Below are 21,836 nucleotides of genomic sequence, written 5' to 3'. Positions count from 1 at the left end.
AGTTGCCCTGCAGCAGCTCCGACTGTGGCGACAATACGTTATATCCCATCGCAAGACTGTCAGCCAGGCGATAATCTGGATGTGGATTCAGTCGTTTTCCAGCGCCAGTTGTTCCAGTGCGTCAAGGTCACGAATCAGCAACGAGCCATAGGTCAGGTCGATCATCCCATCCTCCTGCCACTGACGCAGCACCTTGTTGACCGACTGGCGGGAACCTACCACCAGCGCCCCGATATCCTCCTGGGTGAGACGGATATCAAAATGAATCCCGCCATCCTCGTGCTTGCGACCCACAGTCCGCGCCAGCCCGTAGAGACGGCGTGCGATACGTCGACACAGGACGCCGAGACTGACCTGTTCATAAATGAGGTAGAAACGCCGCGCCCTCGCCGTTTGCAGTCGCGCAACCGCCCAGGGTATCTCCTCGTGCGTACGCCAGAGCTGCTGGAACAGACTGCGCGACAGGACTCGGAGGACCACCTCCCCAACCGCCTGGGTGCTGTGCGGTCGAACATCATCGTCAATCAGGCTGGACTCACCGAAGCAGGTCCCCGGCGGGAACAGGTCATAAAGCAGCTCTTTACCGGCATCAGTGACGTTGTAGATACGCACAACACCCTGTTCAACGCGGTACAACTCATCGCCAGCGTCGCCACAGCGGTAGATCGTCTCACCGCTGTGATAGTGCCGACGAGGCATGCCCGCAAGAACCTGTTCCTGCACCTCTCCGGGAAGCTCGCCAATCCAGTCCTGCTGCCACAAATACATGCCCTGACCCATGAAACCATCGCCGAAGGCACAGTAAAGCAGAAAAGACAGAGACCGTACCAGCCGCAATCACAGCCGGCGATATTCGCAGGAGTCGCCAAAAATCAGGCAAAAAAAATGCCGCCCTTGTGAGGCGGCATTTTCGGGTTATGGTGGGCCGTGCTGGATTCGAACCAGCGACCAATTGGTTAAAAGCCAACTGCTCTACCAACTGAGCTAACGGCCCCGAAAGAGGAGCGTATAGTACGGATTTGGCAATAAAACTCAAGGGGTTTTTACGCCAACGCCTGCAATAATCCCGCTATGGCCGGTAACGCGTCGGGTCGGGAACCCCAGCCTGCAGAAATCCGTCGCGGCGCAGGCGGCAGGCGTCGCAGCGGCCACAGGCCAGGCCCTGGTCCGTTGCCTGATAGCAGGAGACGGTCAGGGAGTAGTCGACATCATGTGCGATGCCAGCGGCAATGATCTCCGCCTTGGACAGGTGCATCAGCGGCGTGTGGATGGTGAGCCTGTGCCCCTCCACGCCGGCCCGGGTGGCAAGATTGGCCATCTCCTCGAAGGCGGCGATATAGTCGGGCCGGCAATCCGGGTAGCCGGAGTAATCCACGGCATTCACGCCAATGAAGATATCGCGGGCCTCCAGCACTTCGGCCCAGCCCAGCGCGATGGACAAAAACACCGTATTGCGCGCCGGCACATAGGTCACGGGTATGCCGGTAGTGGCTACTTCAGGTACGGCGATCTCCGGGTCCGTGAGCGCAGAACCACCGATACTGTCGAGGTTCAGGGTGACAACCTTGTGCTGCACGTTCCCGGCAGCGGCGGAAACACGCGACGCGGCCACCAGCTCGGCGCGATGGCGCTGACCGTAGTCAAAACTCAGGGTATAGCATTCGTAGCCCTGCCTCAGCGCCATCGCGAGCACCGTGGTCGAGTCCAGGCCACCCGACACCAGGATGACCGCGCGCCGCCCACGGCCGGGGCTCTCAGTGGCCGGGCTCATCGTTCCACAGCAGTTTGTGCAGTTGCAACTGCAGGCGTACAGGCAGTTTGTCAGCCAGTATCCACTCGGCGAGGTCGCGCCCGTGCAGCTGGCCATGGCTGGGGGAAAACAACACATCCGACACACGGCGGGCCAGGTCGTATTCGTCCAGTTTGAAGCGCGCCCACTCGTAGTCAGCCCGGTCACAAATCACAAACTTGATCTGGTCGCGGGGGGTCAGGTACTGAATGTTGGCGTAGTCGTTCCGGTGAGCCTCTGCGGAGGCCGGTGTCTTCAGGTCGAGCACCTTCACCACGCGCGCATCCACCTCCGCGACCGGCAGCGCCCCGGAAGTCTCCAGCGACACCTCGTAGCCTGCATCACACAGTGCGGCCAGCAAGGGCAGGCAGCTCTTCTGCGCCAGTGGCTCACCGCCGGTGACCGTCACAAAGCGGGGTGCAAAGCGGGCGACCTCGGCGAGCACATCCGAGAGTCCACGCTGCTCACCGCCACTGAAGGCGTAGGCGGTATCGCAGTAGACGCAGCGCAGCGGGCAGCCGGTGAGACGGACAAACACGGTTGGCAGGCCTACCGTGCGCGCCTCACCCTGCAGGGAATAGAAGATCTCGGTGATCCGCAGCGTCGTTTCTGCGGCGGTATCAGCTGCGCCGCCGCCTGTGATGGATGCCAGGTATGTCATGGTCTGACCGGGGTCAGTAGTTGTCGTTGATGAAGTCCTGCGCCAGCTTGACCGCCGCGCTGTTGGAGGACCCATACTCGTTGATTACCCGATCGAGAAACTCCCGAGCCCGGTCGCGGTTACCTTTGGTGTAGTGAATCTTGCCGAGCTTGAACAGGGCATCAGGCACCTTGGAATCGGCGGGATACAGGTCCAGCAGCAGCATGAAGGACTGCCGCGCCGCCTCCACGTCCGGTGGCGTGGTGACCAGATAGAGTTCTCCCAACCAGTAGTGCGCGTTCGGCGTAAAGCGACCGGCCGGATAATCGCGCAGGAACTGCTGGAATGCGCTGACCGCCTCATCAAACTTCTGCTCGCGCACCAACCCATATGCCGCCTGGTAGGCCGCCGACTCGCCCGGTTGGGCCGCCGTCGGTTGGGCCGCAGGGGCGGACGCCGGAGCAGACGCGGCCGGCGCCGAAGGGGAGCCCGTTGAGGTCGCACCCTCGGTCGGCAGGGGCGCCACCTCATCAACGCTGCCACCGGCCAGCAGGCTCAGGCGACGGTCGATATCCAGGTAACGTTCCAGACTCTGGCTCTTGAGGGTTCGCAGCTCGTGGGCCTGTTCTTCCACAATGCCATTGAGGCGCATGACTTCCTGCTGCAACTGCTGGACCTGCAGCATCAACTGCCCCGCGTTAGCGCCGCTGGCGGCAACGGGCGCCGGGGCCACGGTGGTGGCCGGGGCGGTGGACGCGGACTGCTCCGGCCTGGCCGAGGTGCCGATGCCATAGCTGGTTACCGGATAGGCCTGAGCCGGCTGTGCAGCCTGCGTGCCGCTGGCACTGGCCGGACGACCCTCGGAGGCTGCGCGCTCCGCCTCGAGGTCGATGTACTCCTGGGCCTGAGCCAGAACGCAGAACGGGCCGACCGCGAGGGCCAGCCCGTTTGCCAGCAGCGTTCGAGTGAACGCTTTGCCAAACAACAGCATGCGCTACCCGCGCCTTACTTCAGCTCAACGCGGCGGTTCTGGGACCAGTTGGCCTCGCCGGAACCGTAAGCGATGGGCTGTTCTTCGCCGTAGCTGACCGTTTCGATGCGGTAGCTGGCGATGCCGTTAACCACCATGTAGTCGCGAACCGTGTTGGCACGACGCTCGCCCAGCGCCATGTTGTACTCACGGGTACCGCGCTCGTCGGTGTGGCCTTCAAGGCGAACACTGCGGTCATTGGTCCGCAGCAGCGCGATGTGGGCGTCCAGGGCGGCCTGCGCCTGGGGCTTCAACGTGGAGCTGTCGTAGTCGAAATAGAACACGTTGCCCACAGCAGCAACGGCATCCTGCAGACGACGCTCAGCCATCGCGGCGTCCTCCATGGCAGCCCGCTCAGCGGCGGAGCGTGCCGCAGCTTCGGCGGCAGCGGCATCGGCGGCTGAAGACTCGTCTTTCGTGTCTTTGCTCGAACAGGCGGCCAGAAACACTGCCGCGAAGAGCAGGGTGAACACCTTACCGGCAACAGTCAGTTGTTTCATTGCTTTGCTTTCCTTCGGATAAATGATGACATTGGTTACAAGAGCCGCGTTAGCGGCTCATATACGGTGACCATGCCGGTTCACGGACATCGCCTTCGCGCGCCGGTAAACGGAATTTCACGCCTCCATCCACGGATACAGCAGCCAGAATGCCACGATCCCCAGACTTGGTGCCGTACAATACCATAGAGCCGTTGGGCGCGATACTGGGACTTTCGTCCAGATCAGTACCCGTCAGGATCTGCAGACGGTTGGTGACCAGATCCTGCAGGGCGATATGAAACTGCCCGCCGGCCTGATGCACCATCACCAGATTGCGACCGTCCTGGGCGACCCGCGCCCGGGCGTTGTAGCTGCCTTCGTAGGTCAGCCTTTCGGTAGCACCGCTACGCAGGTCGTACCGGTAGATTTGCGGGCGTCCGCCGCGGTCCGACGTGAACAGGATGGAGCGACCATCCGGCATCCAGGTGGGCTCGGTATCGATGGCGTAGTGTCGCGTCAACTGGGTCAGTTCGCGGGTGCGCAGATCCATCAGGTAGATATCCGGGTTGCCATCTTTGGATAGCACCATGGCCATGGAATTGCCGTCCGGCGACCAGGCCGGAGCACCGTTAAGACCGCGGAAATTGGTGAGCTGCACCCGGGCCCCCGTGGCCAGTTCCTGACGGTAGATAGCGGGTCGGCTGGTTTCAAACGAGACATAGGCGATGTGCTTGCCGTCCGGCGACCAGGAGGGCGCCATGATCGGCTCGCGCGACTCCAGCAGCACGATGGGGCGGGCCCCGTCGGAGTCGGACAGCGTCAGGCGGTAGAAGTCCTTGCCCCCGGGATTGCGCGTGACCGATACGTACAGCAGACGGGTGGCGAAGGCGCCCGGGATGCCGGTGAGCGTCTCGTACACCTCGTCGGCGACGCGGTGGGCGAGCATGCGGGCGTCGTTGACATGCCCCTCCTCGTAACCGCTCAGGACCCGAGCCTGACGATTGACATCGAAAAGCTCATACTCAATGCGCATCTGAACCTGCCCGGTCACCGAGGCCCGACCAATCAGCACATACTCAGTGTTGATGGCCCGCCAGTCGCGGTAGAACACTTCCTGCTGTGTCGAGGGCCGGGCCAGCATATCGCCGCGCCCCACCGGATCGAACTGGCCGCTGCGCGCCAGGTCGTTGTCAATGACCTGCGCGACATCCTCGGGCGCCGTTCCACTGCCCTGCCAAGCGAACGGCACGACTGCAATGGCAGTGGGGTTATCCATGCCCTGGGTGATCTCAATCACCAATTCGGCCCGGGCGCTCGTCGTTGCCAGCGCGAACACAGTCGCGACCAGCACTGCTGTCAGGTGTTTCATCAGTAACGTAGATCCTCTGGTCGGAATAACAGGCGGAAGCGCCTGAAGTTCTGTTCAAACTCACGGGGCGGCAGGTTCTTCAACTCCGGGAAGTTCCCGGCGCGCTCCACCGCGGCGATGGCCGAGCGGTCAAACGCCGTGTCGCCGCTGCTACGCAGCACGCTGACACTGACCACCTCGCCCGTGGGTATCAATTGTATGGACAACAAAACCTCCATCCCGTTGCGCGCGGTGGGCGGCCGGCTCCAGCGCTGCTCCACCGTCTGTCGGATCAGTGAAGCATAGCTGGCCGCCAGCTCCGCTGCCGCCGCCGCAGCGCGCGCGGCCTGGGCTGCCGCCTCGCGCCGCGCGGCTTCCTGGCGTGCCTGCTCGGCCAGTTCCTGCGCCGTCGGCCCCTTGGGCTCCGGTTTGGGTTCGGGCTTGGGTTTCTCCGCCGGCTTGGGGGCTGGCTTTGGCTCCGGCTTGGGAGCGGGCTTGGGCTCGTGCTTGGGTTCCGGCTTCGGCGCGGGCTTGGGCTCCGGTTTGGGCTCCGGTTTGGGCTCCGGTTTTGGCACCGGCTTCGGCACCGGCTTCGGTTCGGGCTTCGGTGGCGGCTTGGCCACAGGCTTGGGCTCCGGCTTGGGTGCCGGCTTCGGCTGGGCCTCGTTCATGGTCACCAGCGTTGCATTGATCACCTTGGGAGCCGGCTTCGGCTTCACCACGCGCTCATCGGACAAGGTCCAGTTCGCGGTCAACAGAAAAATGACCAACCCGTGCAGGGCGACAGTCGCCAGCGCAGGGCGCACAATAATGCGCGGCGTGACCGGTTTGGCATACAGCGATGTCACTGCGGGGGCTCTGTCACCAGTCCAACGCTGGGTGCACCGGCTTCCTGCAGGGCGGCCATGAGCGTGACCACTTCACCGTAGGGCACCGCGCGGTCACCCCAGACCAGCACCGGCTTCTCGGGGCTGCGTCGCATCACGGCGCCGACGCGCTGGGAGATGGTGGCCAGGGTAAGCGCCTGCTCCTGCTCCTCCCCGAGGTTGAGGAACAGCTGGCCCGCACTGTCGATAGAGATAATGAGCGGCTCACTGTCCTGGTTCTCCACCGGGTCTGCGTCTGCCGTCGGCAGGTCGACCTTGACCCCCTGCATGAGCATGGGGGCGGTCACCATGAAAATGATAAGCAGCACCAGCATGACGTCGATGTAGGGCACGACGTTGATGTCGGCCATGGCACGGTGTTTATCGCGCGATCTGGACACGGTGGCGGCTACCCTGCTTTGCGATCACGTGACCGGAGGGCGTAGGCCTGCCGGTAGAGGATGCTGGAAAACTCATCGACGAAGGTGTCGTAGCGATTCAGGAAGTTGTCCATGCGGTTGGAAAACCGGTTATAGGCCAGCACCGCGGGTATTGCGGCAAACAGGCCCATGGCCGTGGCAATCAGCGCTTCGGATATACCGGGCGCCACCGTGGCCAGCGTCGCCTGGGTGGCATTGGCCAGGCCGCGGAACGAGTTCATGATGCCCCAGACCGTGCCAAACAGGCCGATATAGGGGCTGGTGGAGCCTACCGAGGCGAGAAACGACAGGTGCTTTTCCAGCCGCTCCTCTTCGCGCAACATGGCCACCCGCATGGCGCGGCGCGAGCCTTCGATGACGGCTTCCGAATCCATCTCAGACTGCTTGGCCAGCCGCGAGAACTCCTTGAACCCCGCGCGGAAAATGCTCTCCATACCGACGATGAGTGCACCGTCCTCGGCGCGCTCGTTGCCCTCACGGTAGAGCTGGGAGAGGTCGATGCCCGACCAGAACCGTTCCTCGAAGTCGTACATATCTTCCCGGCTGTTGCGGAAATAGATGAAGCGCTGAACGATCATGTACCAGGAGGCCATAGAGGCGAGCAGCAGCGTGAGCATCACCAGCTTGACGGTGACACCCGCTTCCATAATCAGGTGAACAATACTTAATTGCGCTTCCAAGTGTCGGGCTCCCCCTCAGTGAACCTGCGCGCTGCGCAGGGTATCCAACATGATGCGTGGCAACCGCCGGGGCTTGAGTCCAGAGCGGTCAACACAGGCAATCGTGACCTCTGCCGAGGCCAATAACGCGTTGTCGAGACAGACCTCCTGCTGCAGGCGCATCGTGGCACCGCGCGCCTCCCGCAGGCGAACCTTCACCTGCAACTCATCATCCAGACGGGCCGGCCGGTGGTAGCGAACGGCCACGTCGTGCACCACGAACATCAGGTCGTGGTTGAAGATGTAGTCTTTGCCAAAGCCCAGGCTGCGCATGAACTCCGTCCGGGCGCGCTCCATGAATTTCAGGTAATTGACGTAGTAGACGATGCCACCGGCGTCGGTGTCTTCTATGTAGACGCGCAGCTTAATCGAAAATTCCGCCGTGCTCACGCGCTGTCGTCCTGATCAGGCTCCAATGGTAATTGTGCCACTTCCGGGTGGCTCGCAGCCGGCAGACCGAAGTGCAGGTACGCGCTGCGGGTGACCATGCGCCCGCGTGGGGTGCGCACCATATACCCCTGCTGGATGAGGTAGGGTTCCAGCACATCCTCAATCGTACCCCGCTCCTCGGATATCGCCGCGGCCAGGCTGTCCACCCCGACCGGGCCGCCGTCGAATTTCTCGATCATGGCCAACAGCAGGCGGCGGTCCTGGTGATCGAAGCCGCGGTGGTCGACACTCAGCATATCCAGCGCATGATCCGCCACCTCGGCCGTGATGTGACCGTCTGCCTTCACTTCCGCGTAATCCCGCACCCGCCGCAACAGCCGGTTGGCAATGCGCGGGGTGCCCCGTGCGCGGCGCGCGATTTCCATCGCGCCGTGGCTGTCCATGCCGATGCCGAGGATGGCCGCGGAGCGCGCCACGATCTGTGCCAGATCCTCCACCTGGTAGAACTCCAGGCGCTGCACAATGCCGAACCGGTCGCGCAGGGGAGAGGTCAGCAGGCCGGCGCGGGTAGTCGCACCCACCAGGGTGAACGGCGGCAAATCGAGCTTGATCGAGCGCGCGGCGGGCCCCTCACCGATCATGATGTCGAGCTGGTAATCCTCCATGGCGGGGTAGAGGATCTCCTCGACAACCGGACTGAGCCGATGGATCTCGTCGATAAACAGGACATCACCGGGCTCCAGGTTGGTCATCAGCGCCGCGATGTCGCCCGCCTTCTCCAGCACGGGCCCGGACGTGGTTTTCAGCGATACGCCCATTTCGTTGGCGATGATGCTGGCCAGTGTGGTTTTGCCCAGACCCGGCGGCCCGAATACCAGCGTGTGGTCCAGCGGTTCGCCTCGCCCTCGCGCAGCCTGCAGGAAGATGGCCATCTGGTCGCGCACCGCCGGCTGGCCGACATACTCGGCCAGCGATTTCGGGCGGATGGCGCGGTCCATGGCCTCCTCACGGTCACCCGTTGCCTGGGGCGCGATCAAGCGGTCGGTTTCAATCATCAGCGCTGTACCACGGCTTTCAGGGCGCGACGAATCAGGGCTTCGCTGTCCATCGCATTGTCATCGTTTACCGCGGCTATCATGCGCGCGGCCTCCGCGGGTTTGTAGCCGAGCGCAATCAGCGCGCCCTCGGCATCCGCCACGTGGTCGCTGTGCGCCATGTACGGATCGGCGACCGGGCCGGTATCCGCACCCGCCCACTGGCCCAGCAGATGCTTGAGTTTGTCGCGCATTTCAACCAGCAGGCGCTCAGCGGTTTTCTTGCCCACGCCGGGCAGTGCCACCAGCGCAGACAGATCGTCGCGCTCAACGCAGCGCGCGAAAGCCACCGCATCCATGCCGGAGAGGATGGTCAGCGCCAGCTTGGGGCCGACACCGCTCACCTTGACCAGCTGCCGGAACAGCGCGCGGTCGCGCTCATCGACAAAGCCATAGAGCAGCTGGGCGTCCTCGCGGACGACAAAGTGCGTCAACAGCGTGACATCGGCGCCGAGCGCGGGCAACTGGAACAGGGTGCTCATTGGCACCTGGATGTCGTAGCCCACTCCCCCCACGTCCACCAGAATATCCGGGGGCTGCTTGTAGACCAGGGTGCCACGAATCCTGCCAATCATGCCTGCGGTCGCCTCCTAGCGCATCCGGCGCCGGCGCACCGCGGTGGCGCCGGCAATGTGTATCATACTTTGTTGGCTGTGCGCGTGACACAGGGCCGCTGCCAGCGCGTCGGCGGCATCTTCCTGCGGGTTGGCGGGGAGTTGGAGCAGCACTTTGACCATATGCTGCACCTGCGCCTTGTCCGCGGCGCCGGTACCCACCACGGCCTGCTTGATCTGTCGCGCCGAGTATTCGGCCACCGCGAGGTTCTGTGCGACACCGGCGACGATTGCCGCGCCGCGTGCCTGCCCCAGCTTGAGGGCAGACCCCGCACTCTTGGCCATGAACACCTGCTCGATGGCCAGCTCCGCGGGACAGTGCAGCAGGACCAGTTCGGTGACGCTTTCGAAAATGATGCGCAGGCGCTCGGGGAGGTCGCCGGCGGGCAGCCGAATCACCCCACTGGTGATGTACTCACTGCGCCCCGCAACGTGGTTGATGATGCCAAAGCCCGTCTTGCGGGACCCGGGGTCGATCCCGAGGATGACCGCCATAGTGTGCTCCGAGCGCTGCCAGGAAACCGTTGTCTGTATAAATTTACAGTATTATGGGGCGGGTTCCAACCGCCACAGACAGCAGCGCGCCCGTCACTCAGCGGCCGTCACCCGGGCCTGTCGCAAACGGATGTTCAGCTCTTTCAGCTGGGCATCGTTAACATCACCCGGCGCGTCGGTCAGTGCACAATGGGCGCTCTGTGTCTTCGGGAAGGCGATGACGTCACGGATGGACTGCGAACCGGTCATCAGCATGACCAGGCGGTCCAGGCCGAAGGCGAGCCCGCCGTGGGGTGGCGCACCGTACTGCAGGGCCTGCAGCAGGAAGCCGAATTTCTCCTCCGCCTCTGCATCGCTGATGCCGAGGATACGGAAGACCGCCTGCTGCATCTCGCGCTGGTGGATACGTACGCTGCCACCGCCGAGCTCGGTGCCGTTGAGCACCATGTCGTAGGCCCGGGAAAGCGCCGCTGCCGGGTCGGCCGCCAGCGCCTCCGGCGTGCAGGACGGAGCGGTGAAGGGATGGTGCAGGGGCGTCAGGCCACCTTTGCCGTTGTCTTCAAACATCGGGAAGTCGACCACCCAGAGCGGGGCCCACCCGTCGCGCACCAGGCCCTGATCCTGCGCCACTTTCAGGCGCAACGCGCCGAGCGACTCGTTGACCACGGAGGTTTTATCCGCGCCGAAGAAAACGATGTCGCCGTTCTCGGCCCGCAGACGCTGCATCATTTCCGCGACCACCGCGTCGGGCATGAACTTCAGAATCGGCGACTGCAATCCCTCAATACCTGCCGCGAGGTCATTGACCTTGATCCAGGCGAGGCCGCGTGCCCCGTAAATACCCACGAAACGGGTGTAATCGTCAATCTCCTTGCGGCTGATGCTCGCACCACCCGGCACGCGCAGCGCAGCGACGCGACCAGACGGGTCATCGGCGGGACCGCGAAACACCTTGAAGTCGACCTGCTGCATCAGGTCGTCAATGCTCACCAGTTCCAGGTCGATGCGCAGGTCGGGCTTGTCCGAGCCGAAACGGTCCATCGCCTCGGCCCAGGACATACGTGGAAAGTCGCCGAGATCCACGGCCAGCACCGTCTCGAACAACTGGCGCACCATGCGCTCGGCAATACCCATGATGCCGTCCTCGTCCATGAACGAGGTTTCAATATCGATCTGGGTAAACTCGGGCTGGCGATCAGCGCGCAGATCCTCGTCCCGGAAGCACTTGGCGATCTGGTAGTAGCGGTCGAACCCGGACACCATCAGCAGCTGCTTGAACAGCTGGGGCGACTGCGGCAGGGCAAAGAACTGGCCCGGGTGCGTGCGGCTCGGCACCAGGTAATCGCGTGCACCCTCCGGCGTCGCACGCGTCAGTATCGGGGTCTCGATGTCGAGAAAGCCTTCACCGTCGAGGAAATTGCGCACGGCGGTGGTGATCTTCGCGCGCAGGATCAAACGGTTCTGCATTTCCGGGCGGCGCAGATCCATATAGCGGTACTGCAGGCGAACGTCCTCCCCCACCTGCGTGTGCTCATCAAGCTGGAACGGCGGCGTGGCAGCGGAATTGAGGATCTCCAGTTCCTTGCCCAGTACCTCGATCTCGCCGGTGGCCATCGACGGGTTCACCGTCGCCGCTGCCCGGGCACGAACACGCCCCGTGACACGGAGCACGTACTCGCTGCGCACACGATCCGCGGCGCGGAAGTGCTCCTCGGTATCCGGATCGAAAACCACCTGCACGATGCCGCCGCGGTCACGCATGTCGAGGAAGATCACCCCACCGTGATCGCGACGCCGATCCACCCATCCGCAGAGGGTGACTGTCTGGTCGATGTCGGCCGTGCCCAGGGCGCCGCAATAGTGACTGCGCATAATTCCGTTTCCGTCTATGTCGAATGAGGCCCGGGGGCCGGGAAGCTAACTGGCCGGCTTGGCCTCGCTGGCCTTGGGGCTGCCACTGTCCGCCGACGCAGCAGGTGCTGCCCCGCCGTCGCCGCCGCCCGCTGCCAGGTTTTTCTTGCCGCTGGTCTTGAAGTCGGTCTCGTACCAGCCACCGCCCTTGAGACGGAAGCCCGCGGCCGAGACCTTCTTGCGCAACTCGGCCTTGCCGCAGGCGGGACAATCCACCAACGGCGCATCACTGATTTTCTGCAGGGCCTCATGCAAATGGCCGCAGGACTGACACTGGTACTCGTATATCGGCATGTTGTGTGCTCGCCTGTAGAAGAAAGGACAGCGAAAAATCGAGGCGCGGATTCTACCCCAAGGCAAGTCGAAGGCCAATACCGCAAAAACCGGTGGAAAACAAGGTGGGGAGTAAGACCCTGCACCGGAAGGCGCAAGGCGGGGAGTTGGGGATGCCCGCTCTCGCCGAGAGCGGGCCAGTCGGGCCGCGCTCAGCTGTCGGCGAAGTCCTTCATTTTCTTCAGCGCACGCACTTTGACCGCAACGCTGGCGGGCTTGGCGGCAAAGGTGGTTTCTTCACCGGTGAACGGGTTGATGCCCTTGCGCGCCTTTCTGGCGGGCTTTTTCACCGTGGTGATTTTCATCAGGCCCGGCAGGGTGAACTCGCCCACAGCGCGCTTCTTGAGGCTGCGCTCCATCAGTGACTCGAGCTCAGCCAGAACATCAGACACCTGCTTCTTGCTCAGGCTCGTGCTCTCCGCGATGGATGCCACAATCTGGGTTTTGGTGAGTTTGTCCTTGATCAGCGGAGCGGCCTTCTTCGCCGGAGCCGCGGCTTTCTTGGCCGGTGCCGCCTTGCTGGCTACTTTCTTGGCCGCCGCTTTCTTGGCAGGTGCTTTTTTCGCTGCTGCTTTTTTCGTCGCCATAGTCTTTAAACCTTCGTCTTGTTGAGTAGGGACCCGCATTGAAGCCACACTGACCACTGCCGCTCGCGCAACAGCACCGCTGCCAACAGGCTCTCCGCAAGATATTAACCATCAAACGCTACAATACAAGGGTTTTAGGGGGTCGAGGACGAAAAAAACGCTGTTTTAATCGGGTTTCGGCTCGTTTTGGCGCAACTGCTACCCAGGATGGGCCTCGATTGCACCAATCTGCCACGCCGGGGCGCTGTACCGCAGCGCCCTTCAGACGTAAACTGGGCGGCTCTGAAACCCTGCCCCGGAACCCGTTGCATGCGCACCAGCCAGTACCTCATAAGCACCCAGAAAGAGACCCCCGCCGACGCGGAGGTTATCAGCCACCAGTTGATGTTGCGTGCTGGCCTGGTGCGCAAGCTGGCCGCCGGACTCTACACCTGGCTGCCGCTGGGCCTGCGTGTCCTGCGCAAGGTCGAACAGGTCGTGCGGGAGGAAATGGATGCCAGCGGCGCGCTGGAGGTGAGCATGCCGGTCGTGCAGCCCGCGGAGTTGTGGCAGGAGTCCGGACGCTGGGAACAGTACGGGCCGGAACTGCTGCGCATCCAGGACCGGCACCAGCGCGATTTCTGCCTGGGACCCACCCATGAGGAAGTGATCACCGACCTGATTCGCAACGAGGTAAAAAGCTACAAGCAGTTGCCGCTCAACCTCTACCAGATCCAGACCAAGGTCCGCGACGAGATTCGGCCGCGCTTCGGCATCATGCGCGGGCGCGAATTCCTGATGAAAGACGCCTATTCCTTCCACATCGACCAGGCGTCGCTGGAAGTGACCTACCAGACGATGTACCAGGCCTACAGCAACATCTTCACCCGCCTGGGACTGGAGTTCCGCCCGGTGATCGCCGACAACGGCAGCATCGGGGGCAGCGGCTCACACGAATTCCATGTGCTGGCCAACGCCGGCGAGGACGCGATAGCGTTCAGCGATGGCAGTGACTATGCCGCCAACGTGGAAATGGCCGCGGCGCTGCCGCCCAATAGTGAACGCCGTCCACCAACAGCCGACCTGACCGAGATACCCACACCGGGCGTGCGCAGCATCGAAGACCTGAGCAGGCAGCTATCAATACCTGCGGAGGCGACGGTGAAGACGCTGGTGGTGCACGGCGAGGAGCCCGGCGCGCTGGTAGCACTGGTGCTGCGCGGCGACCATACGCTGAACAGCATCAAGGCAGAAAAGCTGGCCGGCGTCGGCAACCCGCTCACCATGGCCAGCGAAGAGGCCGTGCGCGCCGCCTGCGGTGCCGGCTTTGGCTCCCTGGGCCCCGTCGGCCTGCCCCTGCCGATCATCGTCGATCACAGCGCCGCCCAGCTGGCGGATTTCAGCTGCGGTGCGAACCGCGATGATACCCACCTCACGGGCGTCAACTGGGAGCGCGACTGCCCGCTGACCCGTGTCGAGGACCTGCGCGAAGTGGTTGAAGGCGACCCGAGCCCCGATGGCAAGGGACATCTGCTGATTCGTCGCGGCATTGAGGTGGGGCACATCTTCCAGCTTGGCCGCAAGTACAGCGAAGCCATGAACGCCACGGTACTCGACGAACAGGGCAAGAGCGTCACCATGACCATGGGCTGCTACGGTATCGGCGTCAGTCGCATTGTGGCTGCGGCCATTGAGCAGAACCACGACGAGCGCGGCATAACCTGGCCCGCCGCCATGGCCCCGTTCCAGCTCGTGCTGGTGCCGCTCAACATGCAGAAATCGCAGGCCGTGGCGGACTGTGCAGAGGCGCTCTACCAACAGTTTCGCGAGGCGGGCGTAGACGTATTGCTCGACGATCGCAATGAGCGCCCCGGCGTGAAGTTCGCCGACATGGAGCTCATCGGCATCCCCCACCGCCTCGTCATCGGCGACCGGACGCTCGCCGAGGGCCACCTGGAGTACAAGGGACGTCGCGACGAAGACGCCACACTGCTGCCCGTCGCCGATGCCCTGGCTCGCGTACTCGAGCGCCTGCAAGGCTGATGCGGAGCCGGCGCACCGGCGGGATACACTGGCTGGTGGGGTTGATCCTCACCCTGGTCACGGCGGGCACAGCGTTCGCCCAGCCCGAAGACCCGGAAGAGCGCGAAGCCCTGCGCGCCTTCCTGAATGAAACCATCAATAGCGCCAACAGTTTTCAGGACCGCTACGACGCGGAGGTCTGGCTGGTTGACATGTCGTCGCGCCTCGAGCGCTTTATCAAGGATCCGGAAGAGCGCCTGTTGATTCTGCGCCAGGTACATTCGGCCGCAACACGCGCCTCCTTGCCGCCGGAACTGGTGCTGGCGGTGATCGAGGTGGAGAGCCACTTCGATCGCTTCGCGATTTCCCGCGTCGGCGCCCAGGGCATGATGCAGGTGATGCCTTTCTGGAAGAACGAGATCGGGCGGGCGGACGACAACCTCACTCTCAACCGCACCAATTTCGAGTATGGCAGCCGTATCCTGCAGTTCTACCTGAAAAGGGAGAAGGGCGACCTGCACCGCGCGCTGGCCGCCTACAACGGCAGCCTCGGCAGCCGTCGCTACAGCAACAAGGTCTATGAGGCCTGGTCCAGACGCTGGCGCACTGCACCCCTGCCCTGGTAGGGCGCGTTGACGGCGAACCACGCCGGGGCCACTATTTGACAAGCCTCGTCAGCCTGCCCACTATGCGCCACTGTACGCAGACTCAGGCAACCCCACTGCGATGACCGACATAACACAACTGAGCAAGTGGAACCGCGACCTCTCCCAGGCGATTGCCGCGCTTGGCACCGACGCTTTCTTCCCCGCGTTGATCGCCGCGATCCAGGGCCAGGTTCGCTTCGACTACCCCCAGATATGGCTGTATCACAAGGACCTGCCACCGCAGGTGCTGTATCACGAAATCCCTGCCGACGCCCTGGGCGCGCAGGTGGACACCTACCTCGACGGCCCCTACCGGGAGGACCCTTTCTACCAGACGTCGATGAACCAGCCGCGCTCCAAGTTCTACCGACTGTCGCGGATTACTGCGGGAAAGCTGCGCGAAACACAGTATTACCGCGACTACTATGCCGATACGGGGACCGTAGACGAGGCCATCTACCTGTCGCGCCTGCGCGCCGGCAACGTGATCAACGTGTGCATGATGCGCCTGCCGCGCACCGGGGCGTTCACCGAACAGGAGTATGAAACGCTGTACCTGCTCGCGGAGCCGATATCCGAACTGATCAAGACCCACAGTGAGCACGACGACTTCGCGGTTACCCACCTGATCCAGCCGGGCATTGACCACCAGATCGACCTGGCGTTTCGCACCTTTGGCGCTTCGATGCTGTCACCGCGTGAGAAAGATGTCCTCGAATTGATGCTCCGCGGCTACGGCACGGACACCTCCGCCGACCGCCTCGGGATCGCCCTGGAGACGGTTCGGCGGCATCGCAAGAGCATCTACCGCAAGCTCGACGTGAGCTCACAGACTGACCTGTTTTCACTGTTCATCAACTCGCTCACCTGTCTCGGGCAGGCGGCGGGCGACGACCCGCTGCGTATTTACATGGCACCCTCTCAGTGAGCGCGCCAGCGCAAGTGGATACCCTGCCCCGGGTGGGTCATTGAAGCACGGAGCGACTTTGCCGATAGTGCCGCTTTACACGATTGAGTCGCGGTGTCCGAATGTCCCTTGAAGCCGACTGGTTCCTGCGGGCCCACCCGGAGATCACCACCGTCGAGGCGCTGCTGCCCGACTGCAACGGCATCATGCGCGGCAAGTGGCTGCCCAGACACAAACTCGGAAAGATCTTCGACGGGGAGCTGAAGCTGCCCAAAACCGCCTTGAGCCTGGACATCTGGGGCCGCGATGTCGAAGAGTTGGTGTTCGCCTCCGGTGATGCTGACGGTATCTGTCGCCCCGTGGAAGGCTCACTGCTGCCTACACCCTGGTCGCCCGGCGGTCAGCACGGGCAGATCATGCTGTCGATGTTCGATGCCGATGGCATGCCCTACCTCGGCGACCCGCGCCATGTATTGAAGCAGGTGGTGTCGCGCTTCCAGGAAGCCGGCTGGACCCCGGTGGTCGCCGCCGAGCTCGAATTCAGCCTGGTACGCTGGGAAAACGTGGTGCCCCTGCATACCTGCCCATCGCCGGCCGGCGGTTCCCCTGTGGGGGGCAACATGTACGGCCTGGACGTCCTCAACCAACACCAGCAGATGATGGAGGACCTGCGCATCGCCTGCGAATTGCAGGACCTGCCCTTCGACGGCGTGGTCAAGGAGTCGGCACCGTCACAATACGAAATCAACATGCAACACGTGCCCAGCCCGGTGCTTGCCGCCAAGCAGATCCTGATGATGAAGCGCCTGATCAAGGGCGTCGCGCACCAGCACGGGCTGGTGGCCAGCTTCATGCCAAAGCCCTTTGAAGAAGAGGCAGGCAACGGCATGCACGTGCATGTCAGCATGCTTGATGGCGAAGGTCGGAACGTCTTTGACGACGGCACGGAACGCGGCACACCACTGCTGCATCAGGCCATCGCCGGCTGCCTGCAGCACATGAGCGACTCCATGATCATTTTCTCCCCCGGCTACAACGGCTACCGCCGCTTCCAGCCGGGTACTCACGCACCGACCTACCCCAGCTGGGGTTACGAGAATCGCACAGTCGCAGTTCGGGTGCCGGCGGGTTCTCCATGCCGCTCGCCGTCTCGAGCACCGGGTTCCCGGTGCGGACGCCAATCCCTACCTGCTGCTCGCCGTGATCCTGGCGGCGATGCTGGAAGGCATTGAAACCCAGGCCTCGCCGGGCAGCCCCGACGCGCGGCGATGGCTACTCCCAGAAAACCGGCTCGCTGCCCGGCTACATGCACGAGGCACTGGACCGCTTCCGCAGTTCCGACTTTATCCGCGCCTCGCTGGGTGGCGAGATGCAGCGCATCTTCACGCTCACCAAGGAGCAGGAGGTGGCGGAGTTCCGCCGCCGGGTCTCGCTACTGGAATACCAGTCCTACCTGGAACGCACCTGAGCACCGCGGGAACCTTCGGCCGCTCCCGCAGGTGGCAGGGTCTACACCCGCCCTTTTTGCCCCAAAGCGCAGTATACTCCGCATCATGACAACCCCCTTTCCCTTCCCCTGCAACCGCCGCTATCGCCCGCTGCATGCTGGGCATGCTACTGCTGTGCCAGGCCGTCCTGGCCGGAGCGGAGTCACAGGATACAGCGCACTGCATTGCCGGGCTGGGCGCTGAGCAGCGGCAGAACGCGGTGCCGCTGGGCCCTGATATCCATATCGTCAGCTGGAACATACAGAAGGCAGGCAACCCGGGCTGGGCGGAAGACCTGCAGCTGTTCGCCAGCGGCGCCGAGCTGGCCTTCCTGCAGGAGGCCTCCGTCTCCGCCGCCATTCCCGGCAACCTGCCGGAGGCGGGTTTCCTCGCTTTCGCGCCGGGCTACCGCAATGACAGCGACGTCACCGGTGTGCTCACCCTGAGCCGGTACCCACCCAGCCTCGAGTGCGACTTTTCCTCCGATGAGCCCCTGCTGCAAACCCCCAAGGCGGCGTCGGTGACTGAATATCCCCTGGCGGGTCGCGACGAACGCCTGCTGGCGATCAACATCCACTCGGTGAACTTCAGCTTCGGCCTGCAGCGGTACCGGGAGCAGCTGGCGGCGCTGTCCACACTGATCCAGCGCCATACCGGCCCGGTGTTGATCGCTGGTGATCTCAACACCTGGAACAACTACCGGATGCAGGCACTGAACGACTTCATGGCGGCCCACGACCTGAGCGCCGTGCGCTTCCTGCCCGACCTGCGCACCACCGTTTTCGGCAACGCGCTGGATCATGTGCTGGTGCGCGGCCTGCAGACTGCATCCGCCGTGGTGATCCCCGTGGAGACCTCTGATCACAACCCGCTGCTGGTCAGCCTGCGGTTGCCGTGAGCAAGACTTTTTCACCGCGGCACGCTAGTATGCCCCCCAGAATTCCACCTGCCTGAGCATTGCAATCCATGCCCGAGAACGTAGTTAAACCCCCACTGATTGCCGTCAACACGGTGATTTTTGTCGGCTTTCCCCTGCTGGCCCTGATCCTGGTGCCCCTCTGGGCGATATACCACGGGTTTTCCGCCCCGCAGTGGCTGTGGGCACTGGTCTTCCTGTACCTGAACGGTCTGTCGATTACCGGCGGCTATCACCGCCTGTGGGCACACAAGGCCTACGAGGCACACCCCGCACTCAAGTGGTTTTTCGCCTTCTGGGGTGCCGGCGCACTGCAGAACAGCATCCTGATCTGGGCCTCCGATCACCGCCGGCACCACCGGCACGTCGACGACAATGACAAGGACCCCTACTCCGCGGGGCGTGGTCTCTGGTTCAGCCACATGGGCTGGATGTTGCGCAACTACCCGAGTGGCGAGAATGATTTCAGTAACGCCAGGGACCTGGAGCGGGACCCGATCGTGATGTGGCAACACCGCCATTACGTGGCGTTGACCACGTTCATGAACCTGGGACTGCCGCTGCTGCTGGGCCTGGCTCTGGGTGACGTGGTGGGTACCGTATTGCTGGTGGGTCTGTTGCGACTGGTGGTCAACCACCACGTGACGTTCTTCATCAACTCACTCGCGCATTTCTGGGGCAGCCGCCCCTACACCGAGGCCAACAGCGCCCGGGACAACGGTTTTCTGGCCTTCCTGACCTACGGCGAGGGTTATCACAACTTCCACCACATCTTCCAGAATGACTACCGCAACGGCATACGCTGGTGGCAGTGGGATCCCACCAAGTGGATGATTCGACTGTGCGCCAGCGTGGGACTGGCGCGCAACCTGGTGCGGGTGCCGGACTTCCGTATCCAGCGGGCCATGCTCGACACCCAGTTTGCCCGGGCACGGCGCGAGCTGGAGGCCAAGGCAGGCAATGAGACATTGCGCGAGCTGCTGGAGCGCGAGTACCAGCTGTTCACCGAATCCGTCAACCAGTGGCGGGCACTGCAATCCGAGCGCTATGAACGCAAGGTGGCGGACCTCGGCGATGCGCTGGAAGCACGCCGCCTGCAGATGCTGGACAAATGGGAGCACGCAGCCCTGCGCTCTCGTTTGAAGGAGCTGGAGTACGCACTGGAGAACCAGCGCAAGCGGCTGGGCATGCTGCTGCAGCAACTGCAGATGCCTGCCGCCGCCGCGAGCGCCTGATCCCGCAGGCGCCCTCGCGCGTAACAGTCCCACACCGGCGGCGCAGCGCTACAGTGCCAGCGACCGCCCACACAGGAGACGCCCCATGACCCGTTCACTGTATGACTTCACCTGCGCCCTGCCGAATGGCAAGGCCGCCACCCTGGAAGACTACCGCGGCAAAGTGCTGCTGGTGGTCAATACCGCGTCCAAGTGCGGCTTCACGCCCCAGTTTGCCGGGCTGGAAAAACTCTATGAAACCTACAGCGAACGCGGTTTTGCCGTGCTCGGTTTTCCCTGCAACCAGTTCGGCAAGCAGGACCCCGGCAGCAACGATGAAATCATGGAGTTCTGTCAGGTGAACTACGGGGTCAGTTTCCCCATGTTTGCCAAGGTGGACGTCAACGGCGCCTCGGCGGACCCCCTGTTCCAGCACCTGAAAAAGCAGGCACCCGGGGCACTCGGATCACAGGGCATCAAGTGGAACTTCACCAAGTTCCTGATCGACACCGAGGGCAACGTGGTCAAACGCTACGCACCGACCACGCGCCCGGAAGATATCGCCCGGGATATCGAATCCCTGCTGCCCTGAGGCGGCCGCTGCGGGCTAGTGCTCGCGCGTGGCCAGGAAGTCGATGTCCGGCCAGCGCTCCTCCATCAGCGACAGGTTGACCCGCGTAGGCGCCAGGTAGGTCAGGTGCCCACCGCCATCAATCGAGAGCTGGTCGGAGGCCTTCTTGCGGAACTCCTCCAGTTTGCGCGGATCGTCGCTGTGTACCCAGCGCGCCGTGTACACGTTGACCGGCTCATAGCCCGCCTCCACCTTGTACTCGTCCGCCAGTCGGTACACCACCACATCGAACTGCAGTTGGCCGACCGCACCCACAATCAGGTCCGATGAATTCAGGGGTGCAAACACCTGGGTCGAGCCTTCCTCGGAGAGTTGCTGCAGCCCCTTTTGCAGTTGCTTGGACTTCATCGGGTCGCGCAGGCGAATGCGGCGAAAGAGTTCCGGCGCAAAGTGCGGAATGCCTGAAAACTGCAGCTCCTCGCCCTCGGTAAAGGTGTCACCGATCTGGATCGTGCCGTGGTTGTGCAGGCCGATGATATCGCCGGCGAAAGCCTCCTCCACCAGCACCCGCTCGCCGGCCTTGAAAGTCACCGCGTCGACCACACGCACATCCTTGCCGATACGGGTATGGCGCATCTTCATGCCCTTCTGGTAGCGACCGGAACAAACGCGCAGGAAGGCAATGCGGTCCCGGTGCCGTGGATCCATATTGGCCTGAATCTTGAACACAAAGCCCGAAAAGGTCGGTTCCGCCGCACTCACCTGGCGCGGGGTCGCTTCCCGACCCTGGGGAGCCGGTGCCCACTCGACGAAATCGTCCAGCATTTCACGCACGCCGAAGTTGCCCAGTGCCGTGCCGAAGAAGACCGGGCTCAGCTTGCCGGCGAGAAACGCCGCTTGATCGAAGGGGTGGCTGGCACCGCGAACCAGCTCGATTTCCTCTGCGAACGCCTCCCAGTCATCGCCCAGCAGCGCGCGCCCCTCGGCACTCGCCAGGCCTTCGATGCGGCGGTCGTCGGGCAGTGTGCTGCCCTGTCCCGGAGTGAACACGTGGATCACATCCGTATACAGGTTGTAGACACCCTTGAAGTCCCGGCCCATGCCGATGGGCCAGTTGATCGGTGCGCCGGCGATGTCCAGTACCGACTCGATTTCATCGAGCAGCTCAATCGGATCGCGAATATCCCGGTCCATCTTGTTGACGAAGCTGAAGATCGGCGTATCGCGCAGGCGACAGACCCCCATCAGCTTGATGGTGCGGTCCTCCACCCCTTTCGCGCCGTCAATCACCATCAACGCCGAGTCGACGGCCGTCAGCGTTCGATAGGTGTCCTCGGAGAAATCCTCGTGACCCG

At 63.2% G+C, this 21,836-nt stretch carries 24 protein-coding genes, 1 tRNA gene and 2 pseudogenes; 9 read left to right on the top strand and 18 right to left on the bottom strand.

Annotation, left to right across the window (positions count from 1 at the left end; genetic code table 11):
• Positions 1-87 precede the first annotated feature (87 nt).
• The 17 genes from R3E49_RS13185 to R3E49_RS13105 form a co-directional block, all read right to left on the bottom strand.
• A complete protein-coding gene (locus R3E49_RS13185) occupies positions 88-768 on the bottom strand; it encodes a Crp/Fnr family transcriptional regulator (RefSeq protein WP_371295469.1) in 681 nt (226 codons plus the stop codon).
• Positions 769-918: 150 nt separating this feature from the next.
• Positions 919-994, bottom strand: a tRNA-Lys gene (locus R3E49_RS13180).
• Positions 995-1,069: 75 nt separating this feature from the next.
• A complete protein-coding gene (queC, locus tag R3E49_RS13175) occupies positions 1,070-1,771 on the bottom strand; it encodes a 7-cyano-7-deazaguanine synthase QueC (protein ID WP_371295468.1) in 702 nt (233 codons plus the stop codon).
• A complete protein-coding gene (gene queE, locus R3E49_RS13170; protein WP_371295467.1) occupies positions 1,755-2,450 on the bottom strand; it encodes a 7-carboxy-7-deazaguanine synthase QueE in 696 nt (231 codons plus the stop codon). Before queE ends, queC begins: the two co-directional genes overlap by 17 nt.
• A 13-nt stretch (positions 2,451-2,463) precedes the next feature.
• On the bottom strand, positions 2,464-3,420 hold the full coding sequence (gene ybgF / locus R3E49_RS13165; RefSeq protein ID WP_371295466.1) for a tol-pal system protein YbgF: 957 nt from the start codon (positions 3,418-3,420) through the stop codon (positions 2,464-2,466).
• 14 nt (positions 3,421-3,434) lie between these two features.
• Positions 3,435-3,959 (bottom strand): peptidoglycan-associated lipoprotein Pal, encoded by a 525-nt coding sequence (gene pal / locus R3E49_RS13160; protein ID WP_371295465.1) that lies wholly within the window; start codon positions 3,957-3,959, stop codon positions 3,435-3,437.
• Positions 3,960-4,008: 49 nt separating this feature from the next.
• Complete coding sequence (gene tolB / locus R3E49_RS13155; RefSeq protein WP_290742051.1) at positions 4,009-5,310, bottom strand: Tol-Pal system beta propeller repeat protein TolB; 1,302 nt, start codon at positions 5,308-5,310, stop codon at positions 4,009-4,011.
• On the bottom strand, positions 5,310-6,137 hold the full coding sequence (gene tolA / locus R3E49_RS13150) for a cell envelope integrity protein TolA (protein ID WP_371295464.1): 828 nt from the start codon (positions 6,135-6,137) through the stop codon (positions 5,310-5,312). Before tolA ends, tolB begins: the two co-directional genes overlap by 1 nt.
• Entirely contained in the window at positions 6,134-6,526 is a 393-nt protein-coding gene (gene tolR / locus R3E49_RS13145; RefSeq protein ID WP_290742562.1) for a protein TolR, read from the bottom strand. Before tolR ends, tolA begins: the two co-directional genes overlap by 4 nt.
• Positions 6,527-6,564: 38 nt before the next feature.
• The gene (gene tolQ, locus R3E49_RS13140; RefSeq protein WP_290742057.1) at positions 6,565-7,275 is read right to left on the bottom strand and encodes a protein TolQ; all 711 of its coding nucleotides are present in this window, start codon (positions 7,273-7,275) and stop codon (positions 6,565-6,567) included.
• 15 nt (positions 7,276-7,290) lie between these two features.
• Positions 7,291-7,704, bottom strand: a complete 414-nt coding sequence (gene ybgC, locus R3E49_RS13135; protein WP_290742061.1) for a tol-pal system-associated acyl-CoA thioesterase — start codon at positions 7,702-7,704, stop codon at positions 7,291-7,293.
• Complete coding sequence (gene ruvB, locus R3E49_RS13130) at positions 7,701-8,759, bottom strand: Holliday junction branch migration DNA helicase RuvB (protein WP_290742064.1); 1,059 nt, start codon at positions 8,757-8,759, stop codon at positions 7,701-7,703. The genes ybgC and ruvB overlap by 4 nt, the downstream gene beginning before the upstream one ends.
• Positions 8,759-9,373 carry a Holliday junction branch migration protein RuvA gene (ruvA, locus tag R3E49_RS13125; protein WP_290742067.1) on the bottom strand — a complete coding sequence of 205 codons (615 nt, stop codon included), beginning with the start codon at positions 9,371-9,373 and terminating at the stop codon, positions 8,759-8,761. Before ruvA ends, ruvB begins: the two co-directional genes overlap by 1 nt.
• Positions 9,374-9,388: 15 nt before the next feature.
• On the bottom strand, positions 9,389-9,907 hold the full coding sequence (gene ruvC, locus R3E49_RS13120; RefSeq protein ID WP_290742070.1) for a crossover junction endodeoxyribonuclease RuvC: 519 nt from the start codon (positions 9,905-9,907) through the stop codon (positions 9,389-9,391).
• A gap of 93 nt (positions 9,908-10,000) precedes the next feature.
• Entirely contained in the window at positions 10,001-11,779 is a 1,779-nt protein-coding gene (gene aspS / locus R3E49_RS13115; protein WP_371295463.1) for an aspartate--tRNA ligase, read from the bottom strand.
• A gap of 45 nt (positions 11,780-11,824) precedes the next feature.
• Positions 11,825-12,112, bottom strand: coding sequence for a zinc ribbon domain-containing protein (locus tag R3E49_RS13110; RefSeq protein WP_290742076.1), 288 nt, complete (start codon positions 12,110-12,112; stop codon positions 11,825-11,827).
• A 191-nt stretch (positions 12,113-12,303) separates the two neighbouring features.
• A complete protein-coding gene (locus R3E49_RS13105; RefSeq protein ID WP_290742079.1) occupies positions 12,304-12,738 on the bottom strand; it encodes an HU family DNA-binding protein in 435 nt (144 codons plus the stop codon).
• A 309-nt stretch (positions 12,739-13,047) separates the two neighbouring features.
• Between R3E49_RS13105 and R3E49_RS13100 the strand changes: the two genes are divergently transcribed.
• The 9 genes and pseudogenes from R3E49_RS13100 to R3E49_RS13060 all read left to right on the top strand — a co-directional run bounded on the left by R3E49_RS13100 (position 13,048) and on the right by R3E49_RS13060 (position 20,502).
• Positions 13,048-14,760 carry a proline--tRNA ligase gene (locus R3E49_RS13100; protein ID WP_371295462.1) on the top strand — a complete coding sequence of 571 codons (1,713 nt, stop codon included), beginning with the start codon at positions 13,048-13,050 and terminating at the stop codon, positions 14,758-14,760.
• 35 nt (positions 14,761-14,795) lie between these two features.
• Positions 14,796-15,365: a transglycosylase SLT domain-containing protein gene (locus tag R3E49_RS13095; RefSeq protein ID WP_371295461.1), complete on the top strand. Its 570-nt coding sequence runs from the start codon at positions 14,796-14,798 to the stop codon at positions 15,363-15,365.
• Positions 15,366-15,465: 100 nt separating this feature from the next.
• Positions 15,466-16,314: a helix-turn-helix transcriptional regulator gene (locus tag R3E49_RS13090; protein ID WP_290742088.1), complete on the top strand. Its 849-nt coding sequence runs from the start codon at positions 15,466-15,468 to the stop codon at positions 16,312-16,314.
• Between the two features lie 101 nt (positions 16,315-16,415).
• Positions 16,416-17,369 (top strand): annotated as a pseudogene (locus R3E49_RS13085) (glutamine synthetase family protein); the annotation flags it as partial.
• Positions 17,370-17,391: 22 nt separating this feature from the next.
• Positions 17,392-17,493: pseudogene (locus tag R3E49_RS13080) on the top strand (hypothetical protein); the annotation flags it as partial.
• 28 nt (positions 17,494-17,521) lie between these two features.
• The gene (locus R3E49_RS13075; protein ID WP_371295460.1) at positions 17,522-17,761 is read left to right on the top strand and encodes a hypothetical protein; all 240 of its coding nucleotides are present in this window, start codon (positions 17,522-17,524) and stop codon (positions 17,759-17,761) included.
• A gap of 143 nt (positions 17,762-17,904) precedes the next feature.
• Positions 17,905-18,678 carry an endonuclease/exonuclease/phosphatase family protein gene (locus R3E49_RS13070; protein ID WP_371295459.1) on the top strand — a complete coding sequence of 258 codons (774 nt, stop codon included), beginning with the start codon at positions 17,905-17,907 and terminating at the stop codon, positions 18,676-18,678.
• Between the two features lie 68 nt (positions 18,679-18,746).
• A complete protein-coding gene (locus R3E49_RS13065) occupies positions 18,747-19,931 on the top strand; it encodes a fatty acid desaturase (protein WP_371295458.1) in 1,185 nt (394 codons plus the stop codon).
• 85 nt (positions 19,932-20,016) lie between these two features.
• The gene (locus R3E49_RS13060) at positions 20,017-20,502 is read left to right on the top strand and encodes a glutathione peroxidase (RefSeq protein WP_290742100.1); all 486 of its coding nucleotides are present in this window, start codon (positions 20,017-20,019) and stop codon (positions 20,500-20,502) included.
• A gap of 15 nt (positions 20,503-20,517) precedes the next feature.
• Here the strand turns inward: R3E49_RS13060 and R3E49_RS13055 are convergent.
• On the bottom strand, positions 20,518-21,836 hold a 1,319-nt coding region (locus R3E49_RS13055; protein WP_371295457.1), incomplete at its 5' end, for a peptide chain release factor 3.

Source organism: Haliea sp., from assembly GCF_041395985.1.
GTDB lineage: Bacteria > Pseudomonadota > Gammaproteobacteria > Pseudomonadales > Halieaceae > Haliea.
Note: the sequence above shows the minus strand (reverse complement) of the source record. Positions and strands in the feature narration are given on the sequence as shown.

Coding starts and splice junctions, on each gene's coding strand:
- R3E49_RS13185 (WP_371295469.1), bottom strand. CDS start 768: ATGTATTTGTGGCAGCAGGACTGGATTGGCGAGCTTCCCGGAGAGGTG.
- queC (WP_371295468.1), bottom strand. CDS start 1,771: ATGAGCCCGGCCACTGAGAGCCCCGGCCGTGGGCGGCGCGCGGTCATC.
- queE (WP_371295467.1), bottom strand. CDS start 2,450: ATGACATACCTGGCATCCATCACAGGCGGCGGCGCAGCTGATACCGCC.
- ybgF (WP_371295466.1), bottom strand. CDS start 3,420: ATGCTGTTGTTTGGCAAAGCGTTCACTCGAACGCTGCTGGCAAACGGG.
- pal (WP_371295465.1), bottom strand. CDS start 3,959: ATGAAACAACTGACTGTTGCCGGTAAGGTGTTCACCCTGCTCTTCGCG.
- tolB (WP_290742051.1), bottom strand. CDS start 5,310: ATGAAACACCTGACAGCAGTGCTGGTCGCGACTGTGTTCGCGCTGGCA.
- tolR (WP_290742562.1), bottom strand. CDS start 6,526: ATGGCCGACATCAACGTCGTGCCCTACATCGACGTCATGCTGGTGCTG.
- ruvB (WP_290742064.1), bottom strand. CDS start 8,759: ATGATTGAAACCGACCGCTTGATCGCGCCCCAGGCAACGGGTGACCGT.
- ruvA (WP_290742067.1), bottom strand. CDS start 9,373: ATGATTGGCAGGATTCGTGGCACCCTGGTCTACAAGCAGCCCCCGGAT.
- ruvC (WP_290742070.1), bottom strand. CDS start 9,907: ATGGCGGTCATCCTCGGGATCGACCCCGGGTCCCGCAAGACGGGCTTT.
- aspS (WP_371295463.1), bottom strand. CDS start 11,779: ATGCGCAGTCACTATTGCGGCGCCCTGGGCACGGCCGACATCGACCAG.
- R3E49_RS13110 (WP_290742076.1), bottom strand. CDS start 12,112: ATGCCGATATACGAGTACCAGTGTCAGTCCTGCGGCCATTTGCATGAG.
- R3E49_RS13105 (WP_290742079.1), bottom strand. CDS start 12,738: ATGGCGACGAAAAAAGCAGCAGCGAAAAAAGCACCTGCCAAGAAAGCG.
- R3E49_RS13100 (WP_371295462.1), top strand. CDS start 13,048: ATGCGCACCAGCCAGTACCTCATAAGCACCCAGAAAGAGACCCCCGCC.
- R3E49_RS13090 (WP_290742088.1), top strand. CDS start 15,466: ATGACCGACATAACACAACTGAGCAAGTGGAACCGCGACCTCTCCCAG.
- R3E49_RS13070 (WP_371295459.1), top strand. CDS start 17,905: ATGCTACTGCTGTGCCAGGCCGTCCTGGCCGGAGCGGAGTCACAGGAT.
- R3E49_RS13065 (WP_371295458.1), top strand. CDS start 18,747: ATGCCCGAGAACGTAGTTAAACCCCCACTGATTGCCGTCAACACGGTG.
- R3E49_RS13060 (WP_290742100.1), top strand. CDS start 20,017: ATGACCCGTTCACTGTATGACTTCACCTGCGCCCTGCCGAATGGCAAG.